This is a genomic window from Pseudomonas ogarae (assembly GCF_014268695.2).
Taxonomy (GTDB): Bacteria; Pseudomonadota; Gammaproteobacteria; order Pseudomonadales; family Pseudomonadaceae; genus Aquipseudomonas; species Aquipseudomonas kilonensis.
Genome location: NZ_CP077086.1, coordinates 602,454 through 627,146 on the forward strand (window position 1 = coordinate 602,454; position 24,693 = coordinate 627,146).

At 56.0% G+C, this 24,693-nt stretch carries 20 protein-coding genes, 2 tRNA genes and 2 pseudogenes; 3 read left to right on the plus strand and 21 right to left on the minus strand.

The features are described 5' to 3' along the window. Positions 1-485: 485 nt before the first annotated feature. A complete protein-coding gene (locus HU749_RS02580; protein ID WP_186651417.1) occupies positions 486-2,768 on the plus strand; it encodes an nSTAND3 domain-containing NTPase in 2,283 nt (760 codons plus the stop codon). Between the two features lie 223 nt (positions 2,769-2,991). On the opposite strand, the gene HU749_RS02585 is transcribed toward HU749_RS02580, so the two are convergent. The 12 genes and pseudogenes from HU749_RS02585 to HU749_RS02640 form a co-directional block, all read right to left on the minus strand. Further along, positions 2,992-4,116 carry a hypothetical protein gene (locus HU749_RS02585; RefSeq protein ID WP_186651414.1) on the minus strand — a complete coding sequence of 375 codons (1,125 nt, stop codon included), beginning with the start codon at positions 4,114-4,116 and terminating at the stop codon, positions 2,992-2,994. 3 nt (positions 4,117-4,119) lie between these two features. Beyond that, on the minus strand, positions 4,120-5,292 hold the full coding sequence (locus HU749_RS02590) for a hypothetical protein (protein WP_186651412.1): 1,173 nt from the start codon (positions 5,290-5,292) through the stop codon (positions 4,120-4,122). Positions 5,293-5,632: 340 nt separating this feature from the next. After that, on the minus strand, positions 5,633-5,908 hold the full coding sequence (locus HU749_RS02595) for a hypothetical protein (protein ID WP_186651410.1): 276 nt from the start codon (positions 5,906-5,908) through the stop codon (positions 5,633-5,635). Continuing rightward, a pseudogene (locus tag HU749_RS02600) lies at positions 5,905-6,857 on the minus strand (site-specific integrase). The gene HU749_RS02595 and the pseudogene HU749_RS02600 overlap by 4 nt, the downstream one beginning before the upstream one ends. Before the next feature lie 905 nt (positions 6,858-7,762). Next, on the minus strand, positions 7,763-9,091 hold the full coding sequence (locus tag HU749_RS02605) for a tyrosine-type recombinase/integrase (protein ID WP_186651408.1): 1,329 nt from the start codon (positions 9,089-9,091) through the stop codon (positions 7,763-7,765). A 164-nt stretch (positions 9,092-9,255) separates the two neighbouring features. After that, positions 9,256-9,331 (minus strand) — tRNA-Thr (locus tag HU749_RS02610). Positions 9,332-9,406: 75 nt separating this feature from the next. Next, positions 9,407-10,058, minus strand: a pseudogene (locus HU749_RS02615) (FkbM family methyltransferase); the annotation flags it as partial. A 315-nt stretch (positions 10,059-10,373) separates the two neighbouring features. Continuing rightward, on the minus strand, positions 10,374-11,606 hold the full coding sequence (locus tag HU749_RS02620; RefSeq protein WP_186651406.1) for a methyltransferase: 1,233 nt from the start codon (positions 11,604-11,606) through the stop codon (positions 10,374-10,376). After that, on the minus strand, positions 11,587-12,276 hold the full coding sequence (locus HU749_RS02625; RefSeq protein ID WP_046064078.1) for an ABC transporter permease: 690 nt from the start codon (positions 12,274-12,276) through the stop codon (positions 11,587-11,589). The genes HU749_RS02620 and HU749_RS02625 overlap by 20 nt, the downstream gene beginning before the upstream one ends. Then, a complete protein-coding gene (locus tag HU749_RS02630; protein WP_046064079.1) occupies positions 12,273-12,968 on the minus strand; it encodes an ABC transporter permease in 696 nt (231 codons plus the stop codon). Before HU749_RS02630 ends, HU749_RS02625 begins: the two co-directional genes overlap by 4 nt. Before the next feature lie 78 nt (positions 12,969-13,046). Then, positions 13,047-13,799, minus strand: a complete 753-nt coding sequence (locus HU749_RS02635) for an ABC transporter substrate-binding protein (protein ID WP_014336085.1) — start codon at positions 13,797-13,799, stop codon at positions 13,047-13,049. A gap of 13 nt (positions 13,800-13,812) precedes the next feature. Then, the gene (locus HU749_RS02640) at positions 13,813-14,586 is read right to left on the minus strand and encodes an ABC transporter ATP-binding protein (protein ID WP_079301527.1); all 774 of its coding nucleotides are present in this window, start codon (positions 14,584-14,586) and stop codon (positions 13,813-13,815) included. 436 nt (positions 14,587-15,022) lie between these two features. Here HU749_RS02640 and HU749_RS02645 point away from each other — a divergent pair, with 436 nt between their 5' ends. Further along, positions 15,023-15,472 carry a carboxypeptidase regulatory-like domain-containing protein gene (locus HU749_RS02645; protein ID WP_186651404.1) on the plus strand — a complete coding sequence of 150 codons (450 nt, stop codon included), beginning with the start codon at positions 15,023-15,025 and terminating at the stop codon, positions 15,470-15,472. 9 nt (positions 15,473-15,481) lie between these two features. Here HU749_RS02645 and HU749_RS02650 read toward each other — a convergent pair whose 3' ends face one another. The 9 genes from HU749_RS02650 to panM all read right to left on the minus strand — a co-directional run bounded on the left by HU749_RS02650 (position 15,482) and on the right by panM (position 22,539). After that, positions 15,482-15,928 (minus strand): hypothetical protein, encoded by a 447-nt coding sequence (locus HU749_RS02650; RefSeq protein WP_014336088.1) that lies wholly within the window; start codon positions 15,926-15,928, stop codon positions 15,482-15,484. A 129-nt stretch (positions 15,929-16,057) separates the two neighbouring features. After that, positions 16,058-17,104: a PDDEXK nuclease domain-containing protein gene (locus HU749_RS02655; protein ID WP_186651402.1), complete on the minus strand. Its 1,047-nt coding sequence runs from the start codon at positions 17,102-17,104 to the stop codon at positions 16,058-16,060. Between the two features lie 201 nt (positions 17,105-17,305). Next, positions 17,306-17,713 (minus strand): hypothetical protein, encoded by a 408-nt coding sequence (locus HU749_RS02660; protein WP_014336090.1) that lies wholly within the window; start codon positions 17,711-17,713, stop codon positions 17,306-17,308. 61 nt (positions 17,714-17,774) lie between these two features. Further along, positions 17,775-18,104 carry a DHCW motif cupin fold protein gene (locus tag HU749_RS02665; RefSeq protein ID WP_046064082.1) on the minus strand — a complete coding sequence of 110 codons (330 nt, stop codon included), beginning with the start codon at positions 18,102-18,104 and terminating at the stop codon, positions 17,775-17,777. A 116-nt stretch (positions 18,105-18,220) separates the two neighbouring features. After that, positions 18,221-18,296, minus strand: a tRNA-Phe gene (locus HU749_RS02670). Between the two features lie 102 nt (positions 18,297-18,398). Next, positions 18,399-18,671, minus strand: coding sequence for an oxidative damage protection protein (locus tag HU749_RS02675; RefSeq protein WP_186651400.1), 273 nt, complete (start codon positions 18,669-18,671; stop codon positions 18,399-18,401). After that, positions 18,668-19,735 (minus strand): A/G-specific adenine glycosylase, encoded by a 1,068-nt coding sequence (mutY, locus tag HU749_RS02680; RefSeq protein ID WP_046064083.1) that lies wholly within the window; start codon positions 19,733-19,735, stop codon positions 18,668-18,670. The genes HU749_RS02675 and mutY overlap by 4 nt, the downstream gene beginning before the upstream one ends. Then, positions 19,732-21,957, minus strand: coding sequence for an AsmA family protein (locus tag HU749_RS02685; RefSeq protein ID WP_095963318.1), 2,226 nt, complete (start codon positions 21,955-21,957; stop codon positions 19,732-19,734). Before HU749_RS02685 ends, mutY begins: the two co-directional genes overlap by 4 nt. A 183-nt stretch (positions 21,958-22,140) precedes the next feature. Beyond that, positions 22,141-22,539: an aspartate 1-decarboxylase autocleavage activator PanM gene (gene panM, locus HU749_RS02690; RefSeq protein ID WP_079301532.1), complete on the minus strand. Its 399-nt coding sequence runs from the start codon at positions 22,537-22,539 to the stop codon at positions 22,141-22,143. A 261-nt stretch (positions 22,540-22,800) separates the two neighbouring features. On the opposite strand from panM, the gene HU749_RS02695 reads away from it, so the two are divergent. Continuing rightward, on the plus strand, positions 22,801-24,462 hold the full coding sequence (locus HU749_RS02695) for an OFA family MFS transporter (RefSeq protein WP_018606324.1): 1,662 nt from the start codon (positions 22,801-22,803) through the stop codon (positions 24,460-24,462). Positions 24,463-24,693 lie beyond the last annotated feature (231 nt).

Below are 24,693 nucleotides of genomic sequence, written 5' to 3' on the forward strand. Positions count from 1 at the left end.
TGATCTTTATCCAGCTTCCAGGAGGTTTAAACCTTCCAGAAACAACAAAGCCCTCGCATTTCTGCGAGGGCTTCGTTTTGTATGGTGCGGCACCAGACGAACGGTATGTTTCGACGGGGCTAGGTTTTTCGGGCGTCTGGAGTTCGGTGGGAAATTCGGCGTACCCCAACTAGTAACTATAAATAAATCAGCTAGTTATGGCGTTCGGTGGAATCGAACTCGGGATTTTTTAGATGTCAGCACGTTGTCGGTCTGCAAGAAATTCAGAGCCGCATACGGAATGGTAAACCTCCTGAATTCGAACGTTGTCGATCATCCCCTCCGTAGAGAATAGTCAGGAGTTCGCCAAAAACTGCCGTGGCGACAGGCCGCAGACGGCCAAGAGCTGACGATCAACTCTGACAAAAATGACGCCGATTCAAACCTTGTGTGCCATCATCTGACGGGCCGCCTAAACTACTCCAGGACCACCATAAGAGTCTGATATGCCGGATTATGACTTCAAGCAATTATCCCCTCATGACTTCGAGCAGCTCGCTCGCGATCTGCTTCAAGCTCGAGAGGGAATCGTTCTAGAGTCATTTAAGGCCGGAAGGGATCAAGGGATAGATTTTCGACATGCCACCGGTACAGATAATGTCATAGTCCAATGCAAACATTACGTAGGTACCGGGCTTTCTGGGCTCATAAGAGACCTGAAAAAAGAAGCAGTGAAAGCTGCAAAAATGAAATCGCCCCGCTATATATTGGTTACTTCGGTAGGGTTAACCCCCCCGAACAAAGATGAAATCAAGTCTTTGTTCGATGGGATGTTGACTACATATGATATTTTGGGTTCCGACGACATTAATAATCTACTCAGCATCTATCCACAAGTTGAGCAGCAGCATTACAAACTCTGGCTTACAAGCCGCGCAATGCTAGATCGTGTGATACACAATGCATCGCTTACGCAAAGTGATTTTGATGTGGCTCAAGTTCACCGTGACATTCATAAATATGTCAGGAATGCGGCGTATCCAAGATCATTGGAGATGCTAACAAGAGAGCACGTTGTAATTATTTCTGGAACTCCTGGTGTAGGAAAAACATCACTTGCTAAAATGCTATTGTATAAACATATTGAGCTTGGTTTTGAAGCAGTTTCAATTCTGACAGATTTTCAGGTTGGTCGCGAACTTTATCATAAAGGTAAAAAGCAAGTTTTCTATTTTGACGATTTTATAGGTGCAACGTTTTTAGGTGAACAAGCATCCGTTTTTAATCGAAACGAAGATCGTGCCATTGTCGAATTTATTGAAATGATACGGTCATCATCTACTGCAAAATTGATTATGACTACACGCGAGCATATTCTGAGGCAGGCTATCGCAACTTCAGAGAGATTCAGTCACGCGAGTTTAATTGACAGTCGCTGCGTGCTATCAATCGGCGACTATAGTCGAATGCAACGTGCGGAAATTTTATACAATCACATTTATTTTAGCGATTTACCTGAAGGTTATCGGGCTGCCTTATTGTCTAATCGCTTTTATATGGAGATCGTCCAGCATCAGAAGTTTAATCCACGGTTGATAAACTGGCTTTCAACTTTTCAACGTGTCAAATCATCCACTCCAGAAAAATACCAGGATTTCGTTAGAGCCTTATTAGCTAACCCTGAAGAAATTTGGCGCCATGCTTACGAGTTTCAGATTAGCGATTCGGCTCGGAGCATCCTCTTGGCTCTTTATACATACAGCGGAATATGTGAACCAGAACTTTTGGAGCGCGCTTTTTATTCTTTGCACGAACTTCGGGCTCAGCGATATCGTTTTCAGATCAAACCTTCCGATTGGCGATCCGGGCTTGGAGAGTTGAATGGGTCATTCATTCGCCCTGGAAAAAAAATTGAAGTAATTGATCCATCGGTACTCGATATGTTGAATGCGGTCGTTCGTAGAGATACGCCAAACGCGCTGGATATGATCGAGAGCTCCATTCGTTTCGAGCAAATTCGGCGCATATGGACCTTTTCTCTAGATGAAGATAGTCGCGATGTGCTTAAACACCTAATCCACGAATCCCATCGGGTGGCAACAGCATTTGAGCGTCTCTTCATGGCTCCTCGGAGAGTATTTGTTAAAAAAGGCTACTCCTATATTGACGATCGTCTTGAGCTTCGCGTAGGTACGATGATCGACGCAGCGGAAAAACTGCAATCAAGTGGACTTCTTCAGGCGTCCGTAGCAGCGCTTAATGCACTTCTTGTCAGCTGGGAGTCGGAAGTTGCGAATATCGAAATAGGCGTGGACTTACTTAGAAAAATAGAAAACTCTACTTTTGAAGCGTTGCGTAGAGATGCAGCACTACATTCTCGTATTATTCGCGCCTTGGCAAAAGAAGCTTCGACAGGTTGTAGCGCTGAGGAATTAAAAGACTTGTTGATTGTAGTAAAGCTTGAGGGTTTGGACGAGGATCTGAGCACTGATCTATATACGGCTGTCGAGTTCTTTCAAGATAATTCTCTTAGTGATGAGATCCATGAGTGCCGCTCGGTTTCTGAATTTGAGGCCCTCGATGAGACGCTTAGGACTATTGCAGACATTACACAGTTTGATTTTAATAGTTCTATCGAATCGGTGCGTGAGAAGATGAGTGAGTTTGAAAATGAGCAAGCTTCCTACACTGATAACATGTACGAAGATTGGAAAGATTTTCGACACGAGCGCAGCAATGACGATAATGAAATTCACGATATTTTTGATTCTTTGCGCGAAATCAAGTGAACTTCTCAGCCTGCGTCTGGCAGGTAATCAGTCGATGTTCGCTAGGCTTCCTTGTCACAAAACATAGAAAAAATTCCATCAGTCGATTTTAATAACGATTACCACAGCATGTCATCGCCCCCTAGAGTCCCTCTTGTATGCAGGGCTGTAGGGCTACACTAAAGGAGGCGCGCCCTATGGCGTCCCCCTTCTTATGAAAGCTTCGAATTTCAATAGTTTTTATCTAACTAGATAAAACTCCTTCGAGGTCGTTGTTCGAAAAAATTTGCATTATGACCTCCTTTATTAGCCTCTCGCCAAACTCAACGATAAATTCCTCATGTGAATCGCTGAAGATGAACTCCCCGATCTTGTTATGAGCTATCGAGCAGCGTATACGGTAAATCCAGTACGCTGTTAAATTCAATATAAATTGATCGAGCAAACTGCCTGTGCTCTGCGCGATTAACGTTAACTGTTTTGCTCTGGCGAAAGTATGGTCATTGCCTTGAAGAAATGTGAGGAGATTAGCCCATTTCGTGTGGTCAGAAGTTACAGGGTTTCCCTCTTTGGAGTAATCTTGGAAAACAGCTTCCATGATTTGAATGTATGGCGTACAGCTTGCCATGATAGAAAGTAGTGCTTGTGAGTCGGTAACATAATCTTTAAAAATGCCCTTAAGCGACTCAAGTTCTTTCCTTTGATAATCCTTTACAACAGAGCTAAATCCTTCAATGGAGTGCTTGGGTAGACTTCTGATTTTTGAAACAAAGATAACATCAAATAGAAGCTCAAGCTGATGATAGTATTTTAGAAATCGATCAAAACCATTCGCCGCTGATATCGCTCTTTCAAGGTCAGCGTTGTGACGAATTGTTGGCGTGAACATCTTCTTCGAAATTGTTATTTTTGTAATTGTTTTTTTGTATTTAGGGGGGCGCGTTTTGTGAGTGAATCCACCCCAAATTGGGGCGGATTCTAGGAAATCTGAAGTGTATTGAGTAATGAAATCTTTATGAATAAGCAAGTAGTGGCTTTTAAAAATATGTGACTGACTCAGCCCAAATTGGTCGTCGTCTATGTCGTGAATAAATGCATTGAGTTTATGGGTGCTCAACTCGTTTACTGAATAAATATCGCCTGGAGCCCCCATCGGGCACAGCACTCCCAGTAAGTTTCCGTGCTCATCATTAATATCAATATCTTCCTCCGCGTTGATTGAGCATTCTAGCTCGAATACAGGCAGGGCAATAAAATTATTAATAATAAAATGTTCTTCTGCGTTCCATTCAGGATTGAATTCACTGCCAGCATTTTCAAACAGCTGAACAATTGAATGAATATTTTTCGAAACCCCTATAACGTTCATTGATCACTCCGCCGCAGAAGGCCAGCATCTGTGCAGTTTTACTTCGCCGTCTTCGCGGAAAAATTCTTTGAATCCCGTTGCGATGAGTTTCCTTGTTGCAAAACCAACGTTTGTTTTTCTCGCATTCAAACCTGACTTGACTGTATTAAAGCTTACAATGCCCAGTGGGTCGGTTATATCTGCATTTTTTGCATCTTCAATTAATGAGGCGAGCGCATTATCAACTCTATTCTTTTTGCCAAGGTTAATGTATTGAGATATAGCACCGAAAAAAGCTAGCATTACGTTTTCTGTGCCCAGCCATGGGGCGGCGTCTTCGAGAGCATCTCGTTGGATTTGCAGATTATCATCGTCTCTTTCTGCAAATAGCTGATCAAAATCTAGATTAGTATAGTGTTGCCAGCATAGTTGATCTAGCTCATAAAATATCCGTAGATATTTTATATAGTCTTCGAATTGCTCTGTGAGTTCTTGCTCGGTGGAATCGAAAGCATCTTCATCAATTAGACGCTGTGCTACGAGGTTTTCCTTGTCGGTCTCGTGTTGTGCTGTGATAAAAGCGTGATACGACGAGGCGATATTGTTTAGAGAGTACTTGTTTGGCTGAGTTCTTCTTTTTGTGTCTTTCTCTCTGATGATTTCGATTCCGTCAACCTTGTTGACAATAGTTTCTCGGAGCGAAAGAAATAATAGCTCAACTTGGTGCCTCATGGACATTGCCTTTTGTCCAGAGTTAAGCACTATCATTCGATAGATTAATTTGCTGATTTCCGGCTCAAGCCAAAACTCTAAAAGAAGCTCTTGATTTTCTTTGAATTGTATTCCTTCTGATTTAATATCAGAAAGAATAAATGTTCTTTGAAGGCCATCGAGGATGTCTACCACATCATGCCCAGATAGCAATCTTTCCAGTGCAGCATCTTCATCGAAACTTTTAGTTATTTCTTCTACAAGATGATGCTTAACAGATAGCGTTATGGAAGGAAGTAAGGAACCTTCAATTATATCATTCTTCAGTCTCTTATATGCTTTATGAGTTTCTCTTTTGCGCTGAATAGAGAACTCTCCAAATCGCTCTCCGACAATGTCTAAATATCGCTCCGGTGATGCCTGGCAGTATATGACGTGAGAACCACTTTTCAGATCGATCGTTTTTCCGATAACTTTAAATGTCATTGGATGCTCCAAGAAAATTTTTTATGGTTTAAATTTTATGTTGTGCTGGGTGATCCGTCACCATCGATGCCGTAAGCGAGACTTGATGTAGCTGATTCTTGGCTTGAGGTTATTGCTCGACACAGAGATCCATTCCGATGAGTAAATGGTCTCAAATTCTCAATCCGCAAGGTGCTTGTCAACCAGGAATCTAGATCGGGCTCCGGCTGCTGATGACCGAATGTACGTAAGTCATACGGCTGCGGGTGCGGTCGACATGTGAGTAAATACCTACAGCGGGGTGGGCTAGCAATTGACTTGGCCTGCGACCGGCGGCTTTTGGCCGTTTTCTGACCTTCGTTTAGCGGTTGAACTGCCAGGATTTTCCTAGGCGATAAATGAGTAATTGAATGGTCAGCAAATAGTAATAGCGCGTCGATTCAGTGTGCTGGTTTAGGTGGTGATTCAAAAACCATGCAAGGTGTTTTCTCTGCCAAGTCCATGGATTGTCGCGTTGCCAGCGCTCAGCGATTGCTGATTGGATAGCCTTCGCCTGACACAGGTGGCGTTGGCACGTGGTATGCGACCCGGTCAGGACGCCCGCCAGGAACAGATTCATATCGAATGCCGTGCTCATCTGCGGCCACCAATGTAAGCCGACACCACGTCGATACGGCCGTGTCCGAGTTCATAGTTGATTTGCACTCGGGCCTCCTGATCGAGGCGTCGCTCGAGTTGGTAGCAATGGCCATCGTTGATAGGCGCGGGATGCTGGGTGATTTGCTCATAGCGTTCGCATGCAAAGGCCGCCCGTAATTCATGAAAGCCTTTGAGGTTGTGCTTATGGAGGAGGTCCCGTGCAGCGCGGACGATTTCCCGTTGGAATCGAGATAGCTTTCGTTCGGCGCAAGCAGGTTGTGGCTGTCGTCGGGTGAGACCTGTTCGGCGAATCTCAGCGCTTCGCGAATATGCTCATCCACCTCGATCCAACGAGGAGCTGACGCACCCGAACGGCCACCTTTAGTGCCATCCTGGATGTTGATCTTCCCGTAATGTTCAGACTCGCGCTTCAGGCGCGGAAGGTCGGCCAAAATCGCTTCGCGTAAGCGCATGCCGGTGGCTCGCGCCTGCTGGTGTTCGCAAAGTACCTCGACGATTCGCTTCACCTGTTCGCGGTCTTGGCCTTGCGGCACCGAGTGACGAACACTGGTGCGCCGCATTCCCAGCGCCTTACTCGGGCTCGGCACTTTCACATACTGATCACCGCGAAGCGCGGCCATGGTCCGGTTGACGCTGGACAACCGGTTTTGCGCTGTGGCGATGGCCAGCTCACCTTGTTCAACTTGTTGGCACAGGTGCCCGGCGTAGTCCAGCAAGGTCTGCCGATTAATCTGTCGCGCATCGTTAAACCCCGGCCCTTCCTCCGACCGACACCAGCGTACAAACGCGTGCCAGCGATCACTGTGCGCTTTGACCGTCCCGTAATGCCCACCGCCAAACAGATCTTTCAGCGCTTGCGGCCCCGCATAGCTCAATTGCCGGCTATAGCCAAAATTGCGCCCATCCCGTCTATCGACCAATGCCATGATCGAACTTCTCTCGAAGCCAAAACTTTTAAAATTTTCCCCGCGTCATCCCGCCAAGAATGTTGAGTGTTATCAGGGATCAAGGCCCCTGCGACCTGTGAGGGTTGTCCGCTAACGCGGGACTGGCGGCTCCTTACGACCGGGAGCTTGGGCATCTCATGATCTGGCCTCCTGAGCACTTCCGAGGAAGTGGGCGGGTGGAGGCTGCGCTGGCTGACGAGACCGACGCCGCGAGATCTTGAGGCAGGTGAAGGCAGTGATGCGATGACCGGGGCATGCCTGACTGTCAGTCAGGTGCAATCCATTCCGTGGCCTGCGGCACCATCGTCGGCATCGCTGTTGCTGGTGACTTCGGTGTTTGTCACGTCGATTGTCACGAGGGGGAATGCCGCAAAGCCTTGTACGAGTTGGGCTGCAGCAGCGGTAGGAGCGCCCGTCTCTTTCCGGGAGAAAGAGACGGGCGCAGGTTGGCTCAATGAAATGGCCAAGCGGATAGGTTGCTGCAGGGCAGCTATGAAAGGGGGAAGTTGCCGCAGTGGGCACACTGGTAAAAGTAGGCATCCATCACATCGCTGTGACCGTGCGAGCCGCCGGACGCTAATCGCACTTTGGGAGAACCACCACGGTGTGGCGTAGCCTTAAAGGTTCTGGCTACCTGGGTTGCTGTCAAAGACAGCGCTTTGCCCGATCTTTTCTACGCCTGTGGATAATTTGGGTCAAGGCTCGAATTTTCGGGAATTCTGCGGCTGTGGATGAAGTTATCCACCGGTGGAAATCTGTGGTTTTCCACAGACAATTTGCGTGGGCTTTAGATTTTTTAAATGAGGTCCATCCAAGCAGGGCGGCTTTGCAGCCCCGCTTGGATGGACCCGCGTGGAAGGGCGGACAACGGTGATCTCACAGGCTTACCCACGTTTGGATGTGCCACGGCTATTTTGTAGGGCAGTGATGTTGTCGCCGACTGGGTGAGCGAATTCGTGGGGTGTCACATGCCCATGGCGGTTGGCATCAATGTAGTTGCTCCACCACGCCATGATCAGCCGGCGCTGCTCCAGAAATTCAGCTTTGTGGATATACGCGGCGCGCACGCGGTTGCGTTCCTTGTGACTCATTTGTCTTTCGATGGCAGCGTCGGTCCATAACCCGGACTCTAGTAGGGCGCTACAGGCCATGGTCCTGAAGCCGTGGCCGCACACGTCCTTGCTGGTGTCATAGCCGACGTTACGGAGCATGGTGTTCACCGTATTCTCGGACATGGGCTTCCAGTACTTGTGGTCGCCCGGTAGCACCAACTCTGAAAAGCGACTGAGGCTGCGCAGGCGCTCCAGTATTTCGATGACCTGCGGCGATAGCGGAACCATTTGAATGTCGCCGTTCATCTTGGTCCCACGTGTGGAGTTGCGTACCCCTTCAATCGGTGCGCGCGTATCGGGAATTTCCCACATGGCGCGTTGTAGGTCGAACTCACTCCATCGAGCGAAGCGCAGTTCGCTGGAGCGGACGAATACATGCAGAGTCAGTAGCACAGCAAGGCGCGTCAGCTCGCGACCGTTGTAGTTGTCGATGCGTTGTAGCAGTTCGGGTAGGCGGTTGAGGGATAGGGCCGGGCGATGGACTGTGCGCGGCGCGTGAATCGAGCCTGCCAGATCCAGTGCAGGATTCGTGGTGATCTGCCGAGCCCTTTTGGCCCCGCGCATGATGGTGGATAAGTAGTTCTGTACCCTTAACGCCACATCCATGGTGCCGCGTTCCTTGATGCGCTGGGTGATCTCTAGCAGGTCATGGGTATCGAGTTCGGCGATGGGGCGTTGGCCGATCAGCGGGAAGACGTGGGTGCGCAGTCGGCTCATTACGGTTTTTGCGTGGCCTTCGGTCCAGCGGCGGGACATATCAGCGTGCCACTCCAGAGCAACGGTTTCGAAAAGCAGTGCCGCCCGCTGGGCTACGATCCTGGCCTTCTTCTTTTCTTCCATTGGGTCGAGGTTGTCTAGCAGCAACGCCTTGGCTTCGTCTCGCTTACGTCGTGCGACGGAAAGGGTAACGATGGGGTAATTGCCGATGATGAGCGTGCCTTCCTTGCCGTTGGGCTTGGTGTACTTCAAGCGCCAGGTCTTCACGCCATTGGGTTTGACGAAAAGGTACATGCCGCCGCCGTCGAACAGTTTGTAGGCGCGTTCGCGGGTTTTGGCCGTGCGGCATTGCAGGTCGCTGAGGGGGATCGCTAGACGTGGCATGGGGGTACGCGCTCCTGACCGGGAAATCGCAGTACCCCTAACATACCCTCGGGGAAGGGGGATTTTGTTGGATCCCGACAGAGGGTCCTGGAACGAAAAAACCCGCCAAAAGGCGGGTTTTCGGGGCTTCCAGAGCATTCGGTGGAATGCAATGGAGCCTAATGTGGTGCCGGCACCAGGAGTCGAACCCGGGACCTACTGATTACAAGTCAGTTGCTCTACCAACTGAGCTATACCGGCGTGTGGGCGACGATTATAGCGATTGAGTGCGTTCTGTAAACCCCTGAATTCTGACTATTTTTGCACGACCCATGCTCAAGCGCGGCACAGCAGGGCGCGTACTTTCTGCAAGGCTCGCCACGCACGGCTATTTTGCATGGCGTGGAGTTGGGCTTCGGCCTGTTCAGCCCGTTGCAGGGCGGCGCTGAGTTGTTGGTCTGCATCTTCGACGGGGTGGCTGAATTTGTGGCCTTTGCAGAGTTGGAAGCCGTCGAGGTTGCACGGTGGGATGTCGAAGGCGGGTTTGAGGGCCAGGTGTTCCTCGGCGAGGTAGTAGGTGTTGATGCCGTCGAACAGGATGGACTGGTAGCCGGCGTCGGTCACCAGGGCTTCCCAGGTCTGGTCGCGGGCCCATGGGGTTTCGATGAGGATGATCCAGGGGCGCCAGCGGCTGAAGTCCATGCCGCGTAGCACGGTTTCTTCGTGGCCTTCGACGTCGATTTTCAGGAAGTGGATGGGGCGGTCCTGGGCGTATTGCTCGCAGATGGAGGCCAGGGTGCGGGACTGGACGGTCTGGTTGCGCACGTCCATGCCGGCGTCGCGGTGTTGTAGGGCGATGCTGGCTTCTACCGTGGACAGGCCGGTGTCGGCGATGGTGTAGAAGGAAAGCGGTTTCGCCGGCCACGCATTGCAGGTTGATGTCGTGGGGGCGTTGTTGGAAATGAACGTTACGGCCAGTCCATGAGCGTGTCGGCATTGTCTCAATCACGATACGTTGGGTTCTTGTATAGCACGGGCACGGCGGACGCAATTACTGGCACGGAGCAGCACTGAATTCGGCGGTTATGTCGTTTTGCTTAGACGCTTATGCACAACGGGCAGGATGAGGCGCGGGACATCTTGCGATTTTGTGACCGCTTTCGCGTTTCGTCGCAAATGCCTGTTTTCATGGTTTTTTATCCATATGAACAAAAAATGACCAATGCTGATTCGGTCAGGAAATCACGGATTTCTTGGATCCAGGTTTATTTCATCAACAGAGTTATCCACAGGCTGTTTCGTCTCAGCAACGCTCTGCCAGCAACAGCAGATTGCGTGGCGTTAGCGGTGTTTCGCAGAAGGCGCCAAGGCGAACCTGATAGCCTTTTTGACTGAGGAAAAGCGCCCGATCCAGTACCAGCCAAAGCTCCAGCGGCCGTCGGAAAAGGCCTCGCAGCAACTCCAGGTTGCGCACTTCGGCCAGGCGCTGATGGCCTGCTGCTTCCAGGGCGACCCAATCCGGCGTGCCGACTGTGGATAAGTCTTTCAGGGCCGCCAGGTCGGTGCAGTACTGGGCGAAGGATTTTTCCAGCCAGGCGCTGGGCAATGAGGGAGTGGGCAGGTAGTCGTCGCACCCTCTGATTTGCCGTTGCAGCACGTCGAAGCCCAGGCGCCAGGCCATGGAGTGGTCCCGTTGTCTTCTGACGCGCGCGCCAGCGGTGACGCTTTCGGTCTGTGGCAGGCTGAGATCGTCGAGCGACAGTTGTAGGGCAGAGCCCCTGGCGGCGTCGGACAGCGCTTGATAACGCTCGCTGCTGATGCGGTTGTAACAGCACGGCGCGATTGCCAGTTGTGCACAACCCACGGCGCTGGCCAGTTGCATCAGGCGCACATGCAGGTCGCCGCAGGCGTGCAGGGCCACGGGGGTGTGTTCGGCGTGGAGCGCCAGGGTTGCGTCTGCCGCCAACACGTCTTGTTGCAGATGGGTGGCGGGCAGGTGATGGCGCAGGCTCAGTTGTTGGCCGCTGGCGACCAGTGCGGGGTCGTACTCCAGGCAGGTCAGTTGCTGCTCACCGTGCAGCAGGCGTCGACCGAGGTGGCCTTTGCCGGCGCACCAATCGAGCCAGTGGGTCGGTTGGGCGGTGAAGTGCAGGCGGCTGGCGAAGGCTTCGATCTGCTGCCATTTGCGCCCGGGCACGTCGACGTTTAGACGATGGCTTGGTGCTGCGAGCGTGCTGGCCGGCAATTCTGCTACAGCGCTCAATGCGCGGGAGATAGCGGCCAATTCCGGGAATGGCGCTGGCGCGTCTTCCATCAACCACGGCTGATGATGGTCGTTTTCCGCAGCTTCCAGTGAACGCTGGCGTAGCCATTGGGCCAATTCCGGGTGGGACGTTTCCCAAGGCAGTTGCAGATGGGTGAACGGACGCGGTTTCCACAGTGCTTGGTGCGCTGTGAGAAAAACGTCCAGCGCCGTGAAGCGGGCGAGCAGGGCCTCGCCCGTCAGCACGCCGCTGTCAGCGCCCTTGGCAGGCATCGACGCGCAACCAGCGCTCCAACTGCTTGAAGCCTTGCACCAACAGGAAGGACATCAGCAGGTAGAACATGCCGGCCGCGAAGAATATCTCCACCGGCAGGTAGGTCCGGGCAATGATGGTGCGGGCCATGCCGGTGAGTTCCAGCAGGGTCACGGTGCTCGCCAGGGCGCTGGCCTTGAGCATCAGGATTACTTCGTTGCTGTAGGCCGGCAGGCCGATGCGCGCGGCGCGGGGCAGCACGATGTAAAGCAGTGCCTTGGACCGGGACATGCCCAGGGCCCGTGCGGCTTCGATCTCGCCACGGGGGATGGCCTGGATCGCACCGCGCAGGATTTCGGCGATGTAGGCGGCGGTGTGCAGGGTCATGGTAGCCGTGGCGCACCAGAACGGATCCCGCAGGTACGGCCACAAGGCACTGCTGCGCACGGCATCGAATTGCGCCAGGCCGTAGTAGACCAAAAACAGCTGTACCAGTAGCGGCGTGCCACGGAAAAAGAAGATGTAGGCGTAGGGCAACGCCCGCACCTGCCACAGGCGCGAAGAGCGGGCGATGCCCAGTGGAATCGCCAGCAGCAGCCCGGCGATCACGGCGATGGCCACCAGTTCCAGGGTCAGTGTGGCGCCTTGGGCCAGCTTCGGCAGCCACTTGATGATGACGTCCCAGTTCATTGGGTGCTCCTGGTGAATCCACGGGCGGCGCGTCGTTCCAGCAAGTGCATGCCGATCATGGCGAGCACCGTCAGGCCCAGGTACATGAATGCTGCGACTGTATAGAAGGTGAACGGTTGCTTGGACACGGTCACGCCGATTTGCGCATGGCGCATGATTTCTTCCAGGCCGATCACTGAGACCAGCGCGGTGTCCTTCATCAGGATCATGAACAGGTTGCCCAGGCCGGGCAGGGCGATGCGCCACATCTGCGGCATGATCAACCGGGTGAAGATCCGCCACTTCGACAGGCCGAGGGCGACGCCGGCCTCGCGGTGGCCTTTGGGGATCGCCAGGATCGCGCCGCGAAACACTTCAGTGGCGTAGGCGCCAAAGCACAGGCCCAGGGCAATGACCCCGGCGGCGAAGGCGTCGAGGGCGAGGTCGGGTTTGCCGAAATACTCACCCAGGGCACGCATCAGGTTGACGGTGCCGAAATAGATCAGCAGTACCCAGAGTAATTCCGGGATGCCGCGAACCAGTGTCGAATAGGTGCCGCCCAGCCATTGCAGCGGCTTGTGCGGCGAGGTCTTGGCCAAGGCGCCGAGCAGGCCGAGCACCAGCCCCAGGCAGAGGGCCGTGAGCGCCAACTTGACGGTCATCAGCGCGCCGGCGGCAAGCGCCGGGCCGAATCCGTAGAGATCGATCATCATGGGTAGGAATTCATATCGCGGCAGGCTTTGCTAAGGGCCGGCGCTGCCAGGGAGCTGCGCCGGCCAGGCACGTCAATATCAATAGATATTGAACGGGAAGTACTTGTCGTTGATCTTTTTATAGGTGCCGTCGGCCACGATTTCTTTCAAGGCAGCGTTCAGCTTGTCGCGCAGCGGATCACCCTTGCGCACGGCGATACCGATCTTGTCGCTTTCCACCACCGGGTCGCCCTTGAATTCGTAAGCACGGCCAGCATCGGTTTTCAGCCAGTCGTAGTTCACGTATTTGTCCGCCAGGATCGCGTCGACGCGGCCGGAGGTCAGGTCCAGGTAGGCGTTATCCTGGGTGTCGTAAAGCTTGGTGGTGATGTCGCTGCCCATTTCATCTTCCAGCCAGGTGCCGGCGAGGGTGGAGCGTTGTGCCCCGATGACCTTGCCGTTGAGTGAGGCTTTATCGGTTTTGAAGTCGACATTTTTTGGCGCGATGAATTGCAGTTTGTTGGAGTAGTACGGGTCGGTGAAGTCCACGGCCTGCTTGCGTTCTTCAGTGATCGACAGCGACGAGACCAGGAAGTCGAACTTCTTGGCGTTCAGGGCCGGGATGATGCCGTCCCAGTCGGAAGTGACCACTTCGCACTCGACTTTCATCTTGGCGCACAGGGCGTCGCCGATGTCTTTATCGAACCCCACGACCTGGCCGCTGGCGTCCTTGTTGTTGAACGGCGGATAGGCCGCTTCGATGCCCATCTTCAGTTTTTCGGCCGCCATGGCGCTGGCCGAAAAGACCAGGCTGGCCGCTGCGGCCAGGAGGAATTTCTTGTAGGTCTGCATGTGTACTGCTCCGTTAGCGGTTGCTGGACATGAATTGTTTGCAGCGCGCCGAAAGCGGGTTCTCGAAGACCTGCTGTGGCGATCCTTGCTCCTCGACCAGGCCTTGATGAAGGAACACGATTTCGCTGGAAACCTGACGGGCGAAGCCCATTTCATGGGTGACCAGCAGCATGGTGCGTCCTTCTTCGGCCAGGGCGCGGATCACACTAAGTACTTCCTGAACCATTTCCGGGTCAAGGGCGGAGGTGGGTTCGTCGAACAGAATCACCTTGGGTTGCATCGCCAGTGTGCGGGCGATGGCTGCGCGTTGTTGCTGGCCGCCAGACAGTTCGGCCGGGTAGGCGTGGCGCTTGTCGGCGATACCGACCTTGGCCAGCAGCGCTTCGGCCACTTCGACGGCTTCGGCCTTGCTCTGGCCAAGTACCCGGCGCGGCGCTTCGATGATGTTATCGAGCACGCTCATGTGCGGCCAAAGGTTGAAGTTCTGGAAGACAAAACCGATCTCGCTGCGCAGGCGGTTGATCTGTTTACCGTCCGCGGCCACCAGTTCACCGTTCTTTGCGGCCTTGAGCTTGAGCTCTTCGCCGGCCACCAGGATCTGGCCCTGGTTAGGGTTTTCCAGCAGGTTGATGCAGCGCAGGAACGTGGACTTGCCGGACCCGGAGGATCCGAGGATCGAGATCACATCGCCGTCGCGGGCGGTCAGCGAGACGCCTTTGAGCACCTCCAGCTGTCCGTAGCGTTTGTGCAGGTTGCGGATTTCAAGCGCGGGCGTGGCCTGGGCCATGTGCGGTCCTCATGGTATGTGCTCCCTTGCTGTTGGCTGCCTTCCTTGGCGAGGCGGCCAAGCTAGCATGCGTCCGAATGGCAGCCAACAGCGCTACGGGCGGTAAACCGGTGATGTGCGGCAGGTTGTCGCATCGGCGCAGCAGACTGTCGCGCCATCAACAACCGAACGGCCGTTTGAACCTGGTTACCGATGAAAAGTCCGGGGAGTCGCGTAAAAAAAGGCGCGATGGTGCCAGCTTTGGGCGGGGGTTGGAAGGGTTAACCGGATGAGCGTTCGTGTTGTGCCTGTTTATTGTCCTGGGAGGGGATTATCTGAATTCCTCTATTCCAATCCGCAGTGTGGGCAAGTTCCAATCGGTCTAAACCCATGTGGACGATTAATAATCAAACAAGAAGCCTCAATTGGTTTTTTCCAGAGAGCGGGAGTTTCCATCATGAAATCCCTCCACCATTTGTTGTTGCCTTTCGTTGCCATCGGCATCCTGCTGTTCCCCATCGCCCTCAATGCCACCAACCTCGCGCCCATAGACAACACCGGCGTGCAGGTCCAACCCATGCAGCAGAACGGCATCACTTACCTGTCGGGCGGTATCGGTGAGGATGAAGCCCGGGCCATCGGGCAGGCCCAGGGTTACAACTTGCACATGACATTCGCGGTTGGCCCGGAAAACAAATACATCCCGGATGTGGAGGTCACCGTGCAGAACGCATCGGGGCAAACGCTGCTGGCGCTGGATGAGGTCGGGCCGCTGGTTTATGTGCAACTGCCGCCGGGCAAGTACAACGTGGTGGCGACGCGCAATGGTGAGGCGCGGCGCGACACTGCTGAGGTAGGCAGCGGGGCCGCGCGCAACCTGGTGTTCCATTGGAACGGTGACGAATAACCGTCCGGTTTATTCGCTGGCGGGTTCTTCCAGGGTCTGGCGGTAGCGGTCCAGCGCCTCGCTGAAGTCCTTGATGAACTCCGGTGTGCTGAGCCAGCGCTGGGCGCTCTCGCGGTCCATTTCATCGACCCACATGCGGTAGTCCACCAGCATGTCGGCGGCCAGGTTGGTCGCCGCCATGCTTTCGTTTTCGGCGTTTTTCAGGTCGAGCAGGCCTGGGCGCTCATTGATCATCACGCTCAGGGATGCGAGCAGCGTATCGAGCATTTCACTGCGGCTGATGGCCTCGGCTTCGCGCAGTTTGGCGAACAGTTCCAGCACGTAGACCGGCGGCTGGGCGGTGGCGTGGGCCGGATCGCCATACATCGGGATCGATTTGCGCCCGGTCATGCGGATCTGTTTGGCTTTGTCTTTGGCGCGCTTGGCGCGTTTTTGCTGTTTGTTCAGTGAGGCCATTGGGCTTCGGTTTCCAATTCGTTAGGGGAGGTCCGCAACACCTGGATTGGAGAGCAATGGGATGCGGCCGGTGACGTGCAGGATAGCGTTCTTGGGGTAGGCGCTGCTGAAAAAACACACTAAAGGCGGTTATTGGGTGTCGGCTGTCACGTCTTCAAGGCGCGCCCGTTCGCGATCCAGCTCGTTGCGCAGCTCTTCTTCCGTGGGCAGCACCAATTGGTATTGGCTGGCGAACAATTGTTCATGGCCTTGCAAGACGGAGTAACGCACCACCGAGTCGTCTTTGCGCGCACAGAAAATGATGCCCACGGTAGGTTTGTCGTCAGGGCCGCGCTTGAGATCATCGTAGAGACGTACATACATATCCATCTGGCCGATGTCCTGGTGGCTGAGCTCGCCACGTTTGAGATCGACGATCACAAAGCACTTGAGCAGGTAGTTGTAGAAGACCAGGTCGATGTAGAAGTCTTTGCTTTCGGTGCTGATGCGTTGCTGACGGGCAATGAAGGCGAAGCCCTTCCCCAGCTCAAGCAGGAAACCCTGTAGCTGGTCGATCAAGGCCTGCTCCAGGTCCGTTTCCAGTAGCGTGCCGGCGTTGGGCAGGCCGAGGAATTCCAGAACCACCGGATCCCTGACGATGTCCCGGGGGCCGAGGTTCATTTCCTTGATATGGGTGCCGGCTTCCTGCTCCACCGCAGGCCTGTCGCGGCTGGCCAGCAAGCGTTCGTAATAGAAACTGCCGATCTGGCGTTCCAGGGCGCGGGTGGACCAGTTTTGGACTGCGGCTTCGTTCATGTACCAATGACGAGCATTGTCATTTTCGATGCGCAGGAGCAAGCGGTAGTGGGTCCAACTCAATTCGTGACGCAGTGCGTCACACATTGGAAAGGCCTGATAGAAAAGTCGCATGTAGCGCAGATTCGAGGCATCAAATCCCTTCCCGAACCGCGCCGTCAGCACTTTCGCCAGTGACGGCAGCAGCCGTGTCCCATAGGCCGCCCGTTCGGCGCCGCCTTGTTCGAATTCAATGATATGCCGGCCGATCTGCCAGCAGGTTTGTACCTGGAGCGTATCGACGGCACGCAGAACCTTCTGGCGTGCCTGGCGAATCAGCTCACCGAGTTCGTTGATCAAGGGGGCGAGCTGTGGGTCATCTTGAGGCAGCATTGGCGTCATCGCAGTGTCCAGCCATTGAGAGGGGCGGACCGCAAGGATGCTCCGGGCGACGTTTCGATGATGCCGGACGGGGCTGATTGCTTGGGAGGAAAAATAACTGGTTTACGCAGGACGGGTATGACGCCGCCCCATGTTGGTTGACCTTGGTTTGTAGGAACTATCCCTGCAGTCTGTCATCCCCTCTGGCCCCTTGGGTGACAGTCAGACCTTGCCTTGCGCCAGTGCCTGGGATGCAGCCACATAATCGGCCTGGAATTGTTTGCTTTCCACCCAATCCAGCGCGGTCTGCTCATCCACACCGGTGGTCAAGCGGCGGTATTCGATCAATGCGGTAAAGATGAAGTCGGTCGCTTCTTCCTCACCTTCCTGCTCCAGCACCAGCTCCAGCAGTGGATGCCCCAGGAAGGCGATGCACATGGCCTGCTGGCTGATCTTTTCGGCAGCGCCCATGAGTCGGAACATGTCCGATAGGTCCACGGTTTCCAGGTCGATGCGCTCGTCGTTCGGGTCGAGGAAATCGTTCGGCGCAGCAGCACGCTTAGTACGGTTCTGCTTGGCTTTCGCCTTGGCGCGCTGGCTGCGCTTCTGCTGTTTGTTCGCCGATGACATGGTCGGATTCCTGATGGATAAGGCCATCTATCCTACAGCTTCAACGCGCACGCTTCGAATCTCAATCCACTATGAAGAGCGTAGCCCCCGATGAAGTGGAGGAACGATGGGGTTCGGCCTGGTCGGCGACCTGGTAGCTCATGCCGGGCTTGAGCAAAAATTGCCGACCGTCTTCGAGTTCAGTATTGAGCTCGCCCTTGAGGCAAAACAGGATGTGGCCCTTGGTGCACCAATGGTCGGCCAGGTACCCCGGCGTATATTCCACCATCCGCACGCGAATGTTTCCGAACTGCTGGGTGCGCCAATACGCGGTTCCAGTGACGCCTTTGTGTTCGGTGGGCTCGATGGTTGACCAATCGGTGGTGCCAAAGGGGATGCCGGTGATTTCCATGTCGACTCGCTTGCTGGAGGGGAGCGGACGAATGTAGCCGAGTCGGTAAGGCGGAGGAAGAAAATCCCGGGCAATAAAAAACCCCGATCAATTGCTTGATCGGGGTTTTCGGTATTTGGTGCCCAGAGACGGAATCGAACCGCCGACACGGGGATTTTCAATCCCCTGCTCTACCGACTGAGCTATCTGGGCAACGGGGCGCATTAAACGGGTTTTTCAGGGGGGCGTCAAGCAAGTTTTCAAAAAATATTTAACTATTACCGTCGCTTACGATCCGTCCCCGTGTTGAACAGCTTATTCGGATGGCGGTACGTAGCCTTCGGCCTTGGCGTAATCTTCGCCGGAAAAGTACTTGTCCATCTCGCCCTGAAGGTATTTGCGATCGTCGGCGTTCATCATGTTCAGGCGTTTTTCGTTGATCAGCAGGGTCTGGTGCTTCTGCCAGTCGGCCCAGGCCTTGGCCGAGACGTGGTCGTAGATGTCCTGGCCCTTGGCACCCGGGAACGGCGCACGTTCCAGGCCTTCCAGTTCTTCTTTGTACTTGCGGCACATGATGGTGCGGGTCATTGCAACTCTCCTGCGTTCATTACGGCGGCCGCGCGTTCGAGCAAGGTTTTGACCGGGGCGGCAAGGCCCAGGCGCGGCGGGGTGGCGAGGTTATACCAGAGCCAGTCGGCCTCGGCCACGTGATGGCCGGTTTCCCGGACCCGGACCAGCCAGGGTTCGATCGCCAACTGGAAGTGGCTGAAGGTATGCACCAGGCTTGGCATCTCCTGTTGGCTGCCCAGTTCCAGCGAGTGTTGCAGGGCCAGGTGCTGCAGATCGTCGAGGTCGTCGAGTTCCGGCAGGCTCCACAGACCGCCCCACAGCCCCGTGGAAGGGCGACGGTAAAGCAGGATTGCGCCTTCGTGGTTGGCCAGCATCGGCATCAAGGTGCGCTTCTTGGGCACTTCCTTGCGGGGCTTGGGAATCGGGTAGCGGGTTTCCAGGCCCAGCATGTGGGCCTCGCAGCCTTGCTTCAGCGGGCAGAGCAGGCAGCTGGGCTTGCTGCGGGTACAGAGCGTGGCGCCCAGGTCCATCATCGCTTGGGTGTAGGCGTTGACCCGGTCCTGTGGCGTGAAGCGCTCGGCGGTGGCCCACAGCTGTTTCGCAACCTTGGGTTCGCCTGGGTAGCCTTCCTGGGCGGTGAAGCGCGCCAGCACGCGTTTGACGTTGCCATCGAGGATCGGCGCCCGCAGGCCCATGCTGATGCTGGCAATGGCGCCAGCGGTGGACAGGCCGATCCCCGGCAACTCAGTGAGTTTTTCCACGTCCCGGGGAAACTCCCCGTCGTACTGTTCGACGACGATTTTCGCGGTTTTCTGCAAGTTGCGCGCACGGGTGTAGTAGCCCAGCCCGGTCCACAGGTGCAGCACTTCGTCTTCCGGCGCGGCGGCCAGGGCTTGGACGGTGGGCAGCGAGGCCATGAACCGGTCGAAGTAGTTGAGCACGGTACTGACCTGGGTCTGCTGCAACATGATTTCCGAGACCCACACCCGATAGGGCGAGATGGCTTGTTGCCAGGGCAAATCGTGGCGCCCGTGGCGGTCGAACCAGTCCAGTACGGCGGTGGAAAACTGCTCGGCTCTCATCGCTTGAACAGCCCCTTGAGCGCATCTTTGAGTTCGGGGCTGACCTTGTCGCCGAGCTTCTCATCGATCTTGTCGCCGAGACGGTCGCCGGCCAGTTTCGCCGCGACCTTGCCCAGCCCTTCGTTGTCCAGGCGGCAGGCCTTGGCGCCCAGTTCCAGCGGACCGCGGCAGCGCAACGGCCATTCGACGTCGACGTAGCGTTCGTTGACCTGGCAGGCCGGGTCGGGCATGTCGCTCTTGTCGCCTTCGACGATGACGCCGACGCGATAGTCCATGCCCAATACCCGTAGGTCGATGTCGCCGTTGCCGTTGACGGTCATGCCGGGAATGCGGACTTTCAGGTCCGGGTTGTGGGCAACGCCATTGTTGAAAGTGAGATTGCCGTTGAGTTGCTGGAACGGCGTGTCCTTGCCCCGGGGTTCGCCGCTGAGGGTCTGGCGATTGAGGGTGGCGATGCCTTTGCACAATTGCTGTTCGAGGTTGGCATTGAGCAGCACGCCATCGTTGATGACGAACCCGGCGGTGCCGTCGAGGCTGTCGATCAGGGCTTTCTGGCTATTGCCGCTGGCGGTGATCGCGCTGTTGACGGTGACCAGGCCTTTGACCGGTGGATTCTTGCCTTGGCTTTCGATGATCTTCTCGGCAGGGACCCGGTTGATGCGCGTTTGCAGGCTCAACTGTGGCGTAGGCTGGCGCACGTCCAGGGTGCCCTTGGTTTCGAAGTTGCCGCTGTACAGGTCGCCTCGCAGGTTCTCCAGGGTCAGCAGGCCGCCCCGGCCGGTGGCCTTGAGCGCAGCGTTCTGGATCGGCAGTTTATCGAGGGTCAGTTGCCCGAAGGTCAGGTCGGCATCGAGGTCCAGCTTGCTCAGGCGTTCCACTGGAAACAGTCGATCGTTACTCCAGGCACCCTGGGTCGGAGCGCTTGGCAGCGGTGTACTGCCGGCACCGGCCATGGCGCTGGCTTCGGTGTTGCTGACTTCGGCTTCGCGGGCGGCCTTGGAACTGTCGGCTTCGGCGGATTTTGGCGCCAGGTAGCGGTCGACGTTGAATGTGTCGGCCTTGAGTTGCGCGCGCAGGGACTGCTTGGCGAAGTCCTCCACGGCAATGCGACCGCTGAAGTTGCTGTCGTCCACTTTCAGGTTGATGTCGTTGAGCTCGATACTGGTTGGCGTGCCGGCAATGCGGCTGGACAGCTCGACCTTGCTCAGGCTGCCTTCGGCCATGGCGGGGAGTTTCTGGCCGACGCTGTCGACGAACTTCGCCAAATCGAACTGGGCGATCGATATTCCGCCATTCAATTGTGGGGTCTTGTCGAGGTCGTTGACCTTCAGTTCACCCAGGGCGCGCAGTTGATTGAGCGACAGCTTGATGCCGGTCCACTCGGCGACGTTGGCCGCCTTGTCCAGGAGCAGTTGGCCTTGGGCGGCGAAATTCAGGGTCTTGCCTTGCAAGGGGTCGCCGGTGGCTTCGCCGGACAGTTTCAGGTCTTCGAACTTGTAGCGCTGCAGGGCGCGCTCGAAGCGCAGTTCACCCGTCACTTCGGTGCGTACGCGTACGGCCGGCTGGTTGCTGGACAGGAATGCGGTCAGGGTGACCGGGATATTGGTGGAGTCGTGGACCGGGCCGGTGCTCAGTTGGATGCTCTCGGCCGTGAACAGCTTTCCGGTCTGCTCGTCGGTGTATTCGACCCGGGCGTTGTTCACGGTCAGGCTGTCGATGTCCAGGCGGGTCGGCTGGGCAGGTTTTTCGGCCGGGGTGCTGGCGGGCGGGGTCGCTTGTTCTGCCGGTGCCGGCGCGTTCGCCGTCGTCGTAGAGGCTGGCGCCTTGCCGATGTCTTCCCAGTTGCCGTGACCGTTCTTGTCACGGTTGAGCCGCAGGTTCAGGCCTTCGACCCGCACATCGCTCATTTGTACTTCCCGGCGCAGCAGCGGTATCACCCGTACCGAAAGACCGAGCATCTGCAGGTCGGCGAAAGGCTGCGTTGGGCTGGCCAGGGTCGCGACGCTGGCGTCGTGCAACTCAAGGCCCAGCCATGGAAACAGGCTCCAGCCGATGTCGCCATTGAGGGTCAGCTCGATGTGGGCCTTGTCGCGGGCTATCTGGCGGATCTCTTCTTTGTAGTCGTTGGGATCGAACAGGTGGCTCAGGGCAAAGCCCAGGGCCACAATGATCAGCAACAGCCCGAGAAGTACCAGACCCAGGATTTTGCCGAACGCTTTCATGGGCGAATCCTTGTAGGTTGAGTTCAAAATTTAGCCGGGAGTATAACGCTGTGGATTGGTGGTGGTGCGTTGGGACCGCAAATCCACTGTGGGAGCGAGCTTGCTCGCGATAACGGTGTGACAGCCAATGAAGGTGTGCGTGTGCGACCGCCATCGCGAGCAAGCCCGCTCCCACAGTGGTTTCTAATCCTGGACCAACATCAGCCCCAGCTTGGTCGCCAGCGCCTGGGCTTGCAGATGCCCGGCCGGCGCCAACAAATGCAGCTCGGCACCGTTTGACGCGGCCATTCGCCGGGCTTCGCTCACCAGCCGTTCAGCCACGCCACGGCGGCGGGTGATGCTTCGTACGCACAGGTGGGACAAGCGCCAGGCGTTCTGGTGCCGTTGCAGGCGTGCGGCACCGAGCAGGCGGTCATTGAACCGTGCTGCTACCAACGAGCCTTCCTCAAGGCATTGCGCGATCAGTTGCGTGGCATCGCCAAAGGGTTCAAACAGCCAGGCCGGGGCATCCCGGTAGATTTTCTGCAGGTCCTGTTGGTCCTGACAATTGGCGTCAGTAATGAGCTCGACAACGATGGGCATGAAAATTCCTGAAAAAATAAATCGTTAGCCCCCTACAGAAAGCGAGCAAGCGTGCGATAAGACAGATGGCACGAAAAAGGTGATATCACTTTGGTTTTTCTGCCGCGAGCAAATGGTAACCTTTGCCCGTTCGTCCGTCCTTCTGCGACTTGATGTCGCACACTATGGAGCTTCACCAGAAAATACAGCCATGCCTGCGTGCAATGAAGGCTGAGGGTGAGGCGTGGCTGACGGACCATTCCAATAACTGGGGGATACACAATGAGCACGAGCATCACGGCGGACGGCATCGCCGACCAGCCAGCGTTCCTCTCCAAGGAACGTATCATCGCCAAGCCCGGTTTCAACCGGTGGCTGGTTCCACCGGCCGCACTGGCCATTCACCTCTGCATCGGCATGGCCTATGGCTTCTCGGTGTTCTGGTTGCCACTGTCCAAAGCCTTGGGTGTCACCAAGCCTGTGGCCTGTGCACCGGATATGAGTTTCATCTCGCAAGTCTTTTCGTCCCAATGCGACTGGCCGATCTCGATGCTCGGCTGGATCTACACCCTGTTCTTCATCTTCCTGGGTTGCTCGGCAGCCATCTGGGGCGGCTGGCTGGAACACGCCGGGCCACGCAAGGCCGGCGTTGTATCGGCCTTGTGCTGGTGCGGTGGCCTGCTGATTTCCGCGCTGGGTATCTATACCCACCAGATCTGGCTGATGTGGGTCGGTTCCGGGGTGATCGGTGGTATCGGCCTGGGCCTGGGCTACATCTCGCCGGTGTCGACCCTGATCAAGTGGTTCCCGGACAAGCGCGGCATGGCGACCGGCATGGCGATCATGGGCTTCGGCGGTGGTGCGATGGTCGGTGCTCCGCTGGCCGCGGCGCTGATGAACCATTTCGCTTCGCCAACCGGCGTGGGCGTATGGCAGAGCTTCCTGGTCATGGCCGCGATCTACTTCGTGTTCATGATCGGTGGCGCCTTGTCGTACCGCGTTCCGCCAACCGGCTGGAAACCTGAAGGCTGGACCCCAGCACCGAAGAAAGCCGCGAACGCGATGATCACCCATCGCCACGTTCACGTGAACGTTGCCTGGAAAACCCCGCAGTTCCGTCTGGTATGGCTGGTGCTGTGCCTGAACGTATCCGCCGGTATCGGCATCCTCGGCATGGCTTCGCCACTGTTGCAGGAAGTGTTCGGCGGCAAGTTGCTCGGCAATGACCTGCCTTTCGGTCAGCTGGACGCCGTGCAACTGGGCCAGATCGCGGCCATCGCCGCTGGTTTCACCGGTCTGTTGAGCCTGTTCAACATCGGCGGCCGGTTCTTCTGGGCCTCCTTCTCGGATTACCTGGGTCGCAAGAACACCTATTTCGTGTTCTTCGCCCTGGGCTTTGCCCTGTACGCGCTGATCCCGAACCTGGGTCACCTGGGCAGCGTCGCGCTGTTCGTGGCGGCGTTCTGCATCATCCTGTCGATGTACGGTGGCGGTTTCGCCACGGTGCCGGCCTACCTGGCGGACCTGTTCGGTACGCAAATGGTCGGCGCGATCCACGGTCGTCTGCTGACCGCCTGGGCGGCGGCGGGCGTGCTGGGTCCGGTACTGGTGAACTACCTGCGTGAATATCAACTGAGCATCGGCGTTGAACGTGCCGCGGCCTATGACATCACCTTGTACATCCTCGCCGGCCTGCTGGTGCTGGGCTTCCTCTGCAACCTGATGGTCCGTCCGGTCGCCGACAAGTACTTCATGACCGATGCCGAACTGGCCGCCGAACAGGCGCTGGGCCATGACAAAGGCGCCGACAGCAGTACTTCGCTGGAGTGGAAAGCCGCACCGGGCACCAAGTCCCTGGCGATCGCCGCCTGGCTGGTGGTGGGCATTCCGTTGGCGTGGGGTGTGTGGGTGACCCTGCAGAAGACGGCGGTGTTGTTCCGCTAAGACCGTTGCCCTGACCATTAGGTCAGGGCAACCCTAAATGTGGGAGCGGGCTTGCTCGCGAAAGCGGTGTGTCAGTTAACGATGATGTCGACTGATACGCAGCCTTCGCGAGCAAGCCCGCTCCCACATTTGATTCTGGGTGATGGCAAAAATTGCTTGTATGGACATGTCTATCGCCGACAGCGCGGGAGACAACCCGTCAGGGATATCACCTCCCGTGTTTCTGTTTGC

Coding starts and splice junctions, on each gene's coding strand:
- HU749_RS02630 (WP_046064079.1), bottom strand. CDS start 12,968: ATGATGATCGATCTCTACGGATTCGGCCCGGCGCTTGCCGCCGGCGCG.
- mutY (WP_046064083.1), bottom strand. CDS start 19,735: ATGAGAGCCGAGCAGTTTTCCACCGCCGTACTGGACTGGTTCGACCGC.
- HU749_RS02640 (WP_079301527.1), bottom strand. CDS start 14,586: ATGGCCCAGGCCACGCCCGCGCTTGAAATCCGCAACCTGCACAAACGC.
- HU749_RS02635 (WP_014336085.1), bottom strand. CDS start 13,799: ATGCAGACCTACAAGAAATTCCTCCTGGCCGCAGCGGCCAGCCTGGTC.
- HU749_RS02675 (WP_186651400.1), bottom strand. CDS start 18,671: ATGACCCGCACCATCATGTGCCGCAAGTACAAAGAAGAACTGGAAGGC.
- HU749_RS02595 (WP_186651410.1), bottom strand. CDS start 5,908: ATGAGCACGGCATTCGATATGAATCTGTTCCTGGCGGGCGTCCTGACC.
- HU749_RS02625 (WP_046064078.1), bottom strand. CDS start 12,276: ATGAACTGGGACGTCATCATCAAGTGGCTGCCGAAGCTGGCCCAAGGC.
- panM (WP_079301532.1), bottom strand. CDS start 22,539: ATGCCCATCGTTGTCGAGCTCATTACTGACGCCAATTGTCAGGACCAA.
- HU749_RS02590 (WP_186651412.1), bottom strand. CDS start 5,292: ATGACATTTAAAGTTATCGGAAAAACGATCGATCTGAAAAGTGGTTCT.
- HU749_RS02580 (WP_186651417.1), top strand. CDS start 486: ATGCCGGATTATGACTTCAAGCAATTATCCCCTCATGACTTCGAGCAG.
- HU749_RS02685 (WP_095963318.1), bottom strand. CDS start 21,957: ATGAAAGCGTTCGGCAAAATCCTGGGTCTGGTACTTCTCGGGCTGTTG.
- HU749_RS02665 (WP_046064082.1), bottom strand. CDS start 18,104: ATGGAAATCACCGGCATCCCCTTTGGCACCACCGATTGGTCAACCATC.
- HU749_RS02605 (WP_186651408.1), bottom strand. CDS start 9,091: ATGCCACGTCTAGCGATCCCCCTCAGCGACCTGCAATGCCGCACGGCC.
- HU749_RS02660 (WP_014336090.1), bottom strand. CDS start 17,713: ATGTCATCGGCGAACAAACAGCAGAAGCGCAGCCAGCGCGCCAAGGCG.
- HU749_RS02645 (WP_186651404.1), top strand. CDS start 15,023: ATGAAATCCCTCCACCATTTGTTGTTGCCTTTCGTTGCCATCGGCATC.
- HU749_RS02695 (WP_018606324.1), top strand. CDS start 22,801: ATGAGCACGAGCATCACGGCGGACGGCATCGCCGACCAGCCAGCGTTC.
- HU749_RS02585 (WP_186651414.1), bottom strand. CDS start 4,116: ATGAACGTTATAGGGGTTTCGAAAAATATTCATTCAATTGTTCAGCTG.
- HU749_RS02620 (WP_186651406.1), bottom strand. CDS start 11,606: ATGCCTGCCAAGGGCGCTGACAGCGGCGTGCTGACGGGCGAGGCCCTG.
- HU749_RS02650 (WP_014336088.1), bottom strand. CDS start 15,928: ATGGCCTCACTGAACAAACAGCAAAAACGCGCCAAGCGCGCCAAAGAC.
- HU749_RS02655 (WP_186651402.1), bottom strand. CDS start 17,104: ATGACGCCAATGCTGCCTCAAGATGACCCACAGCTCGCCCCCTTGATC.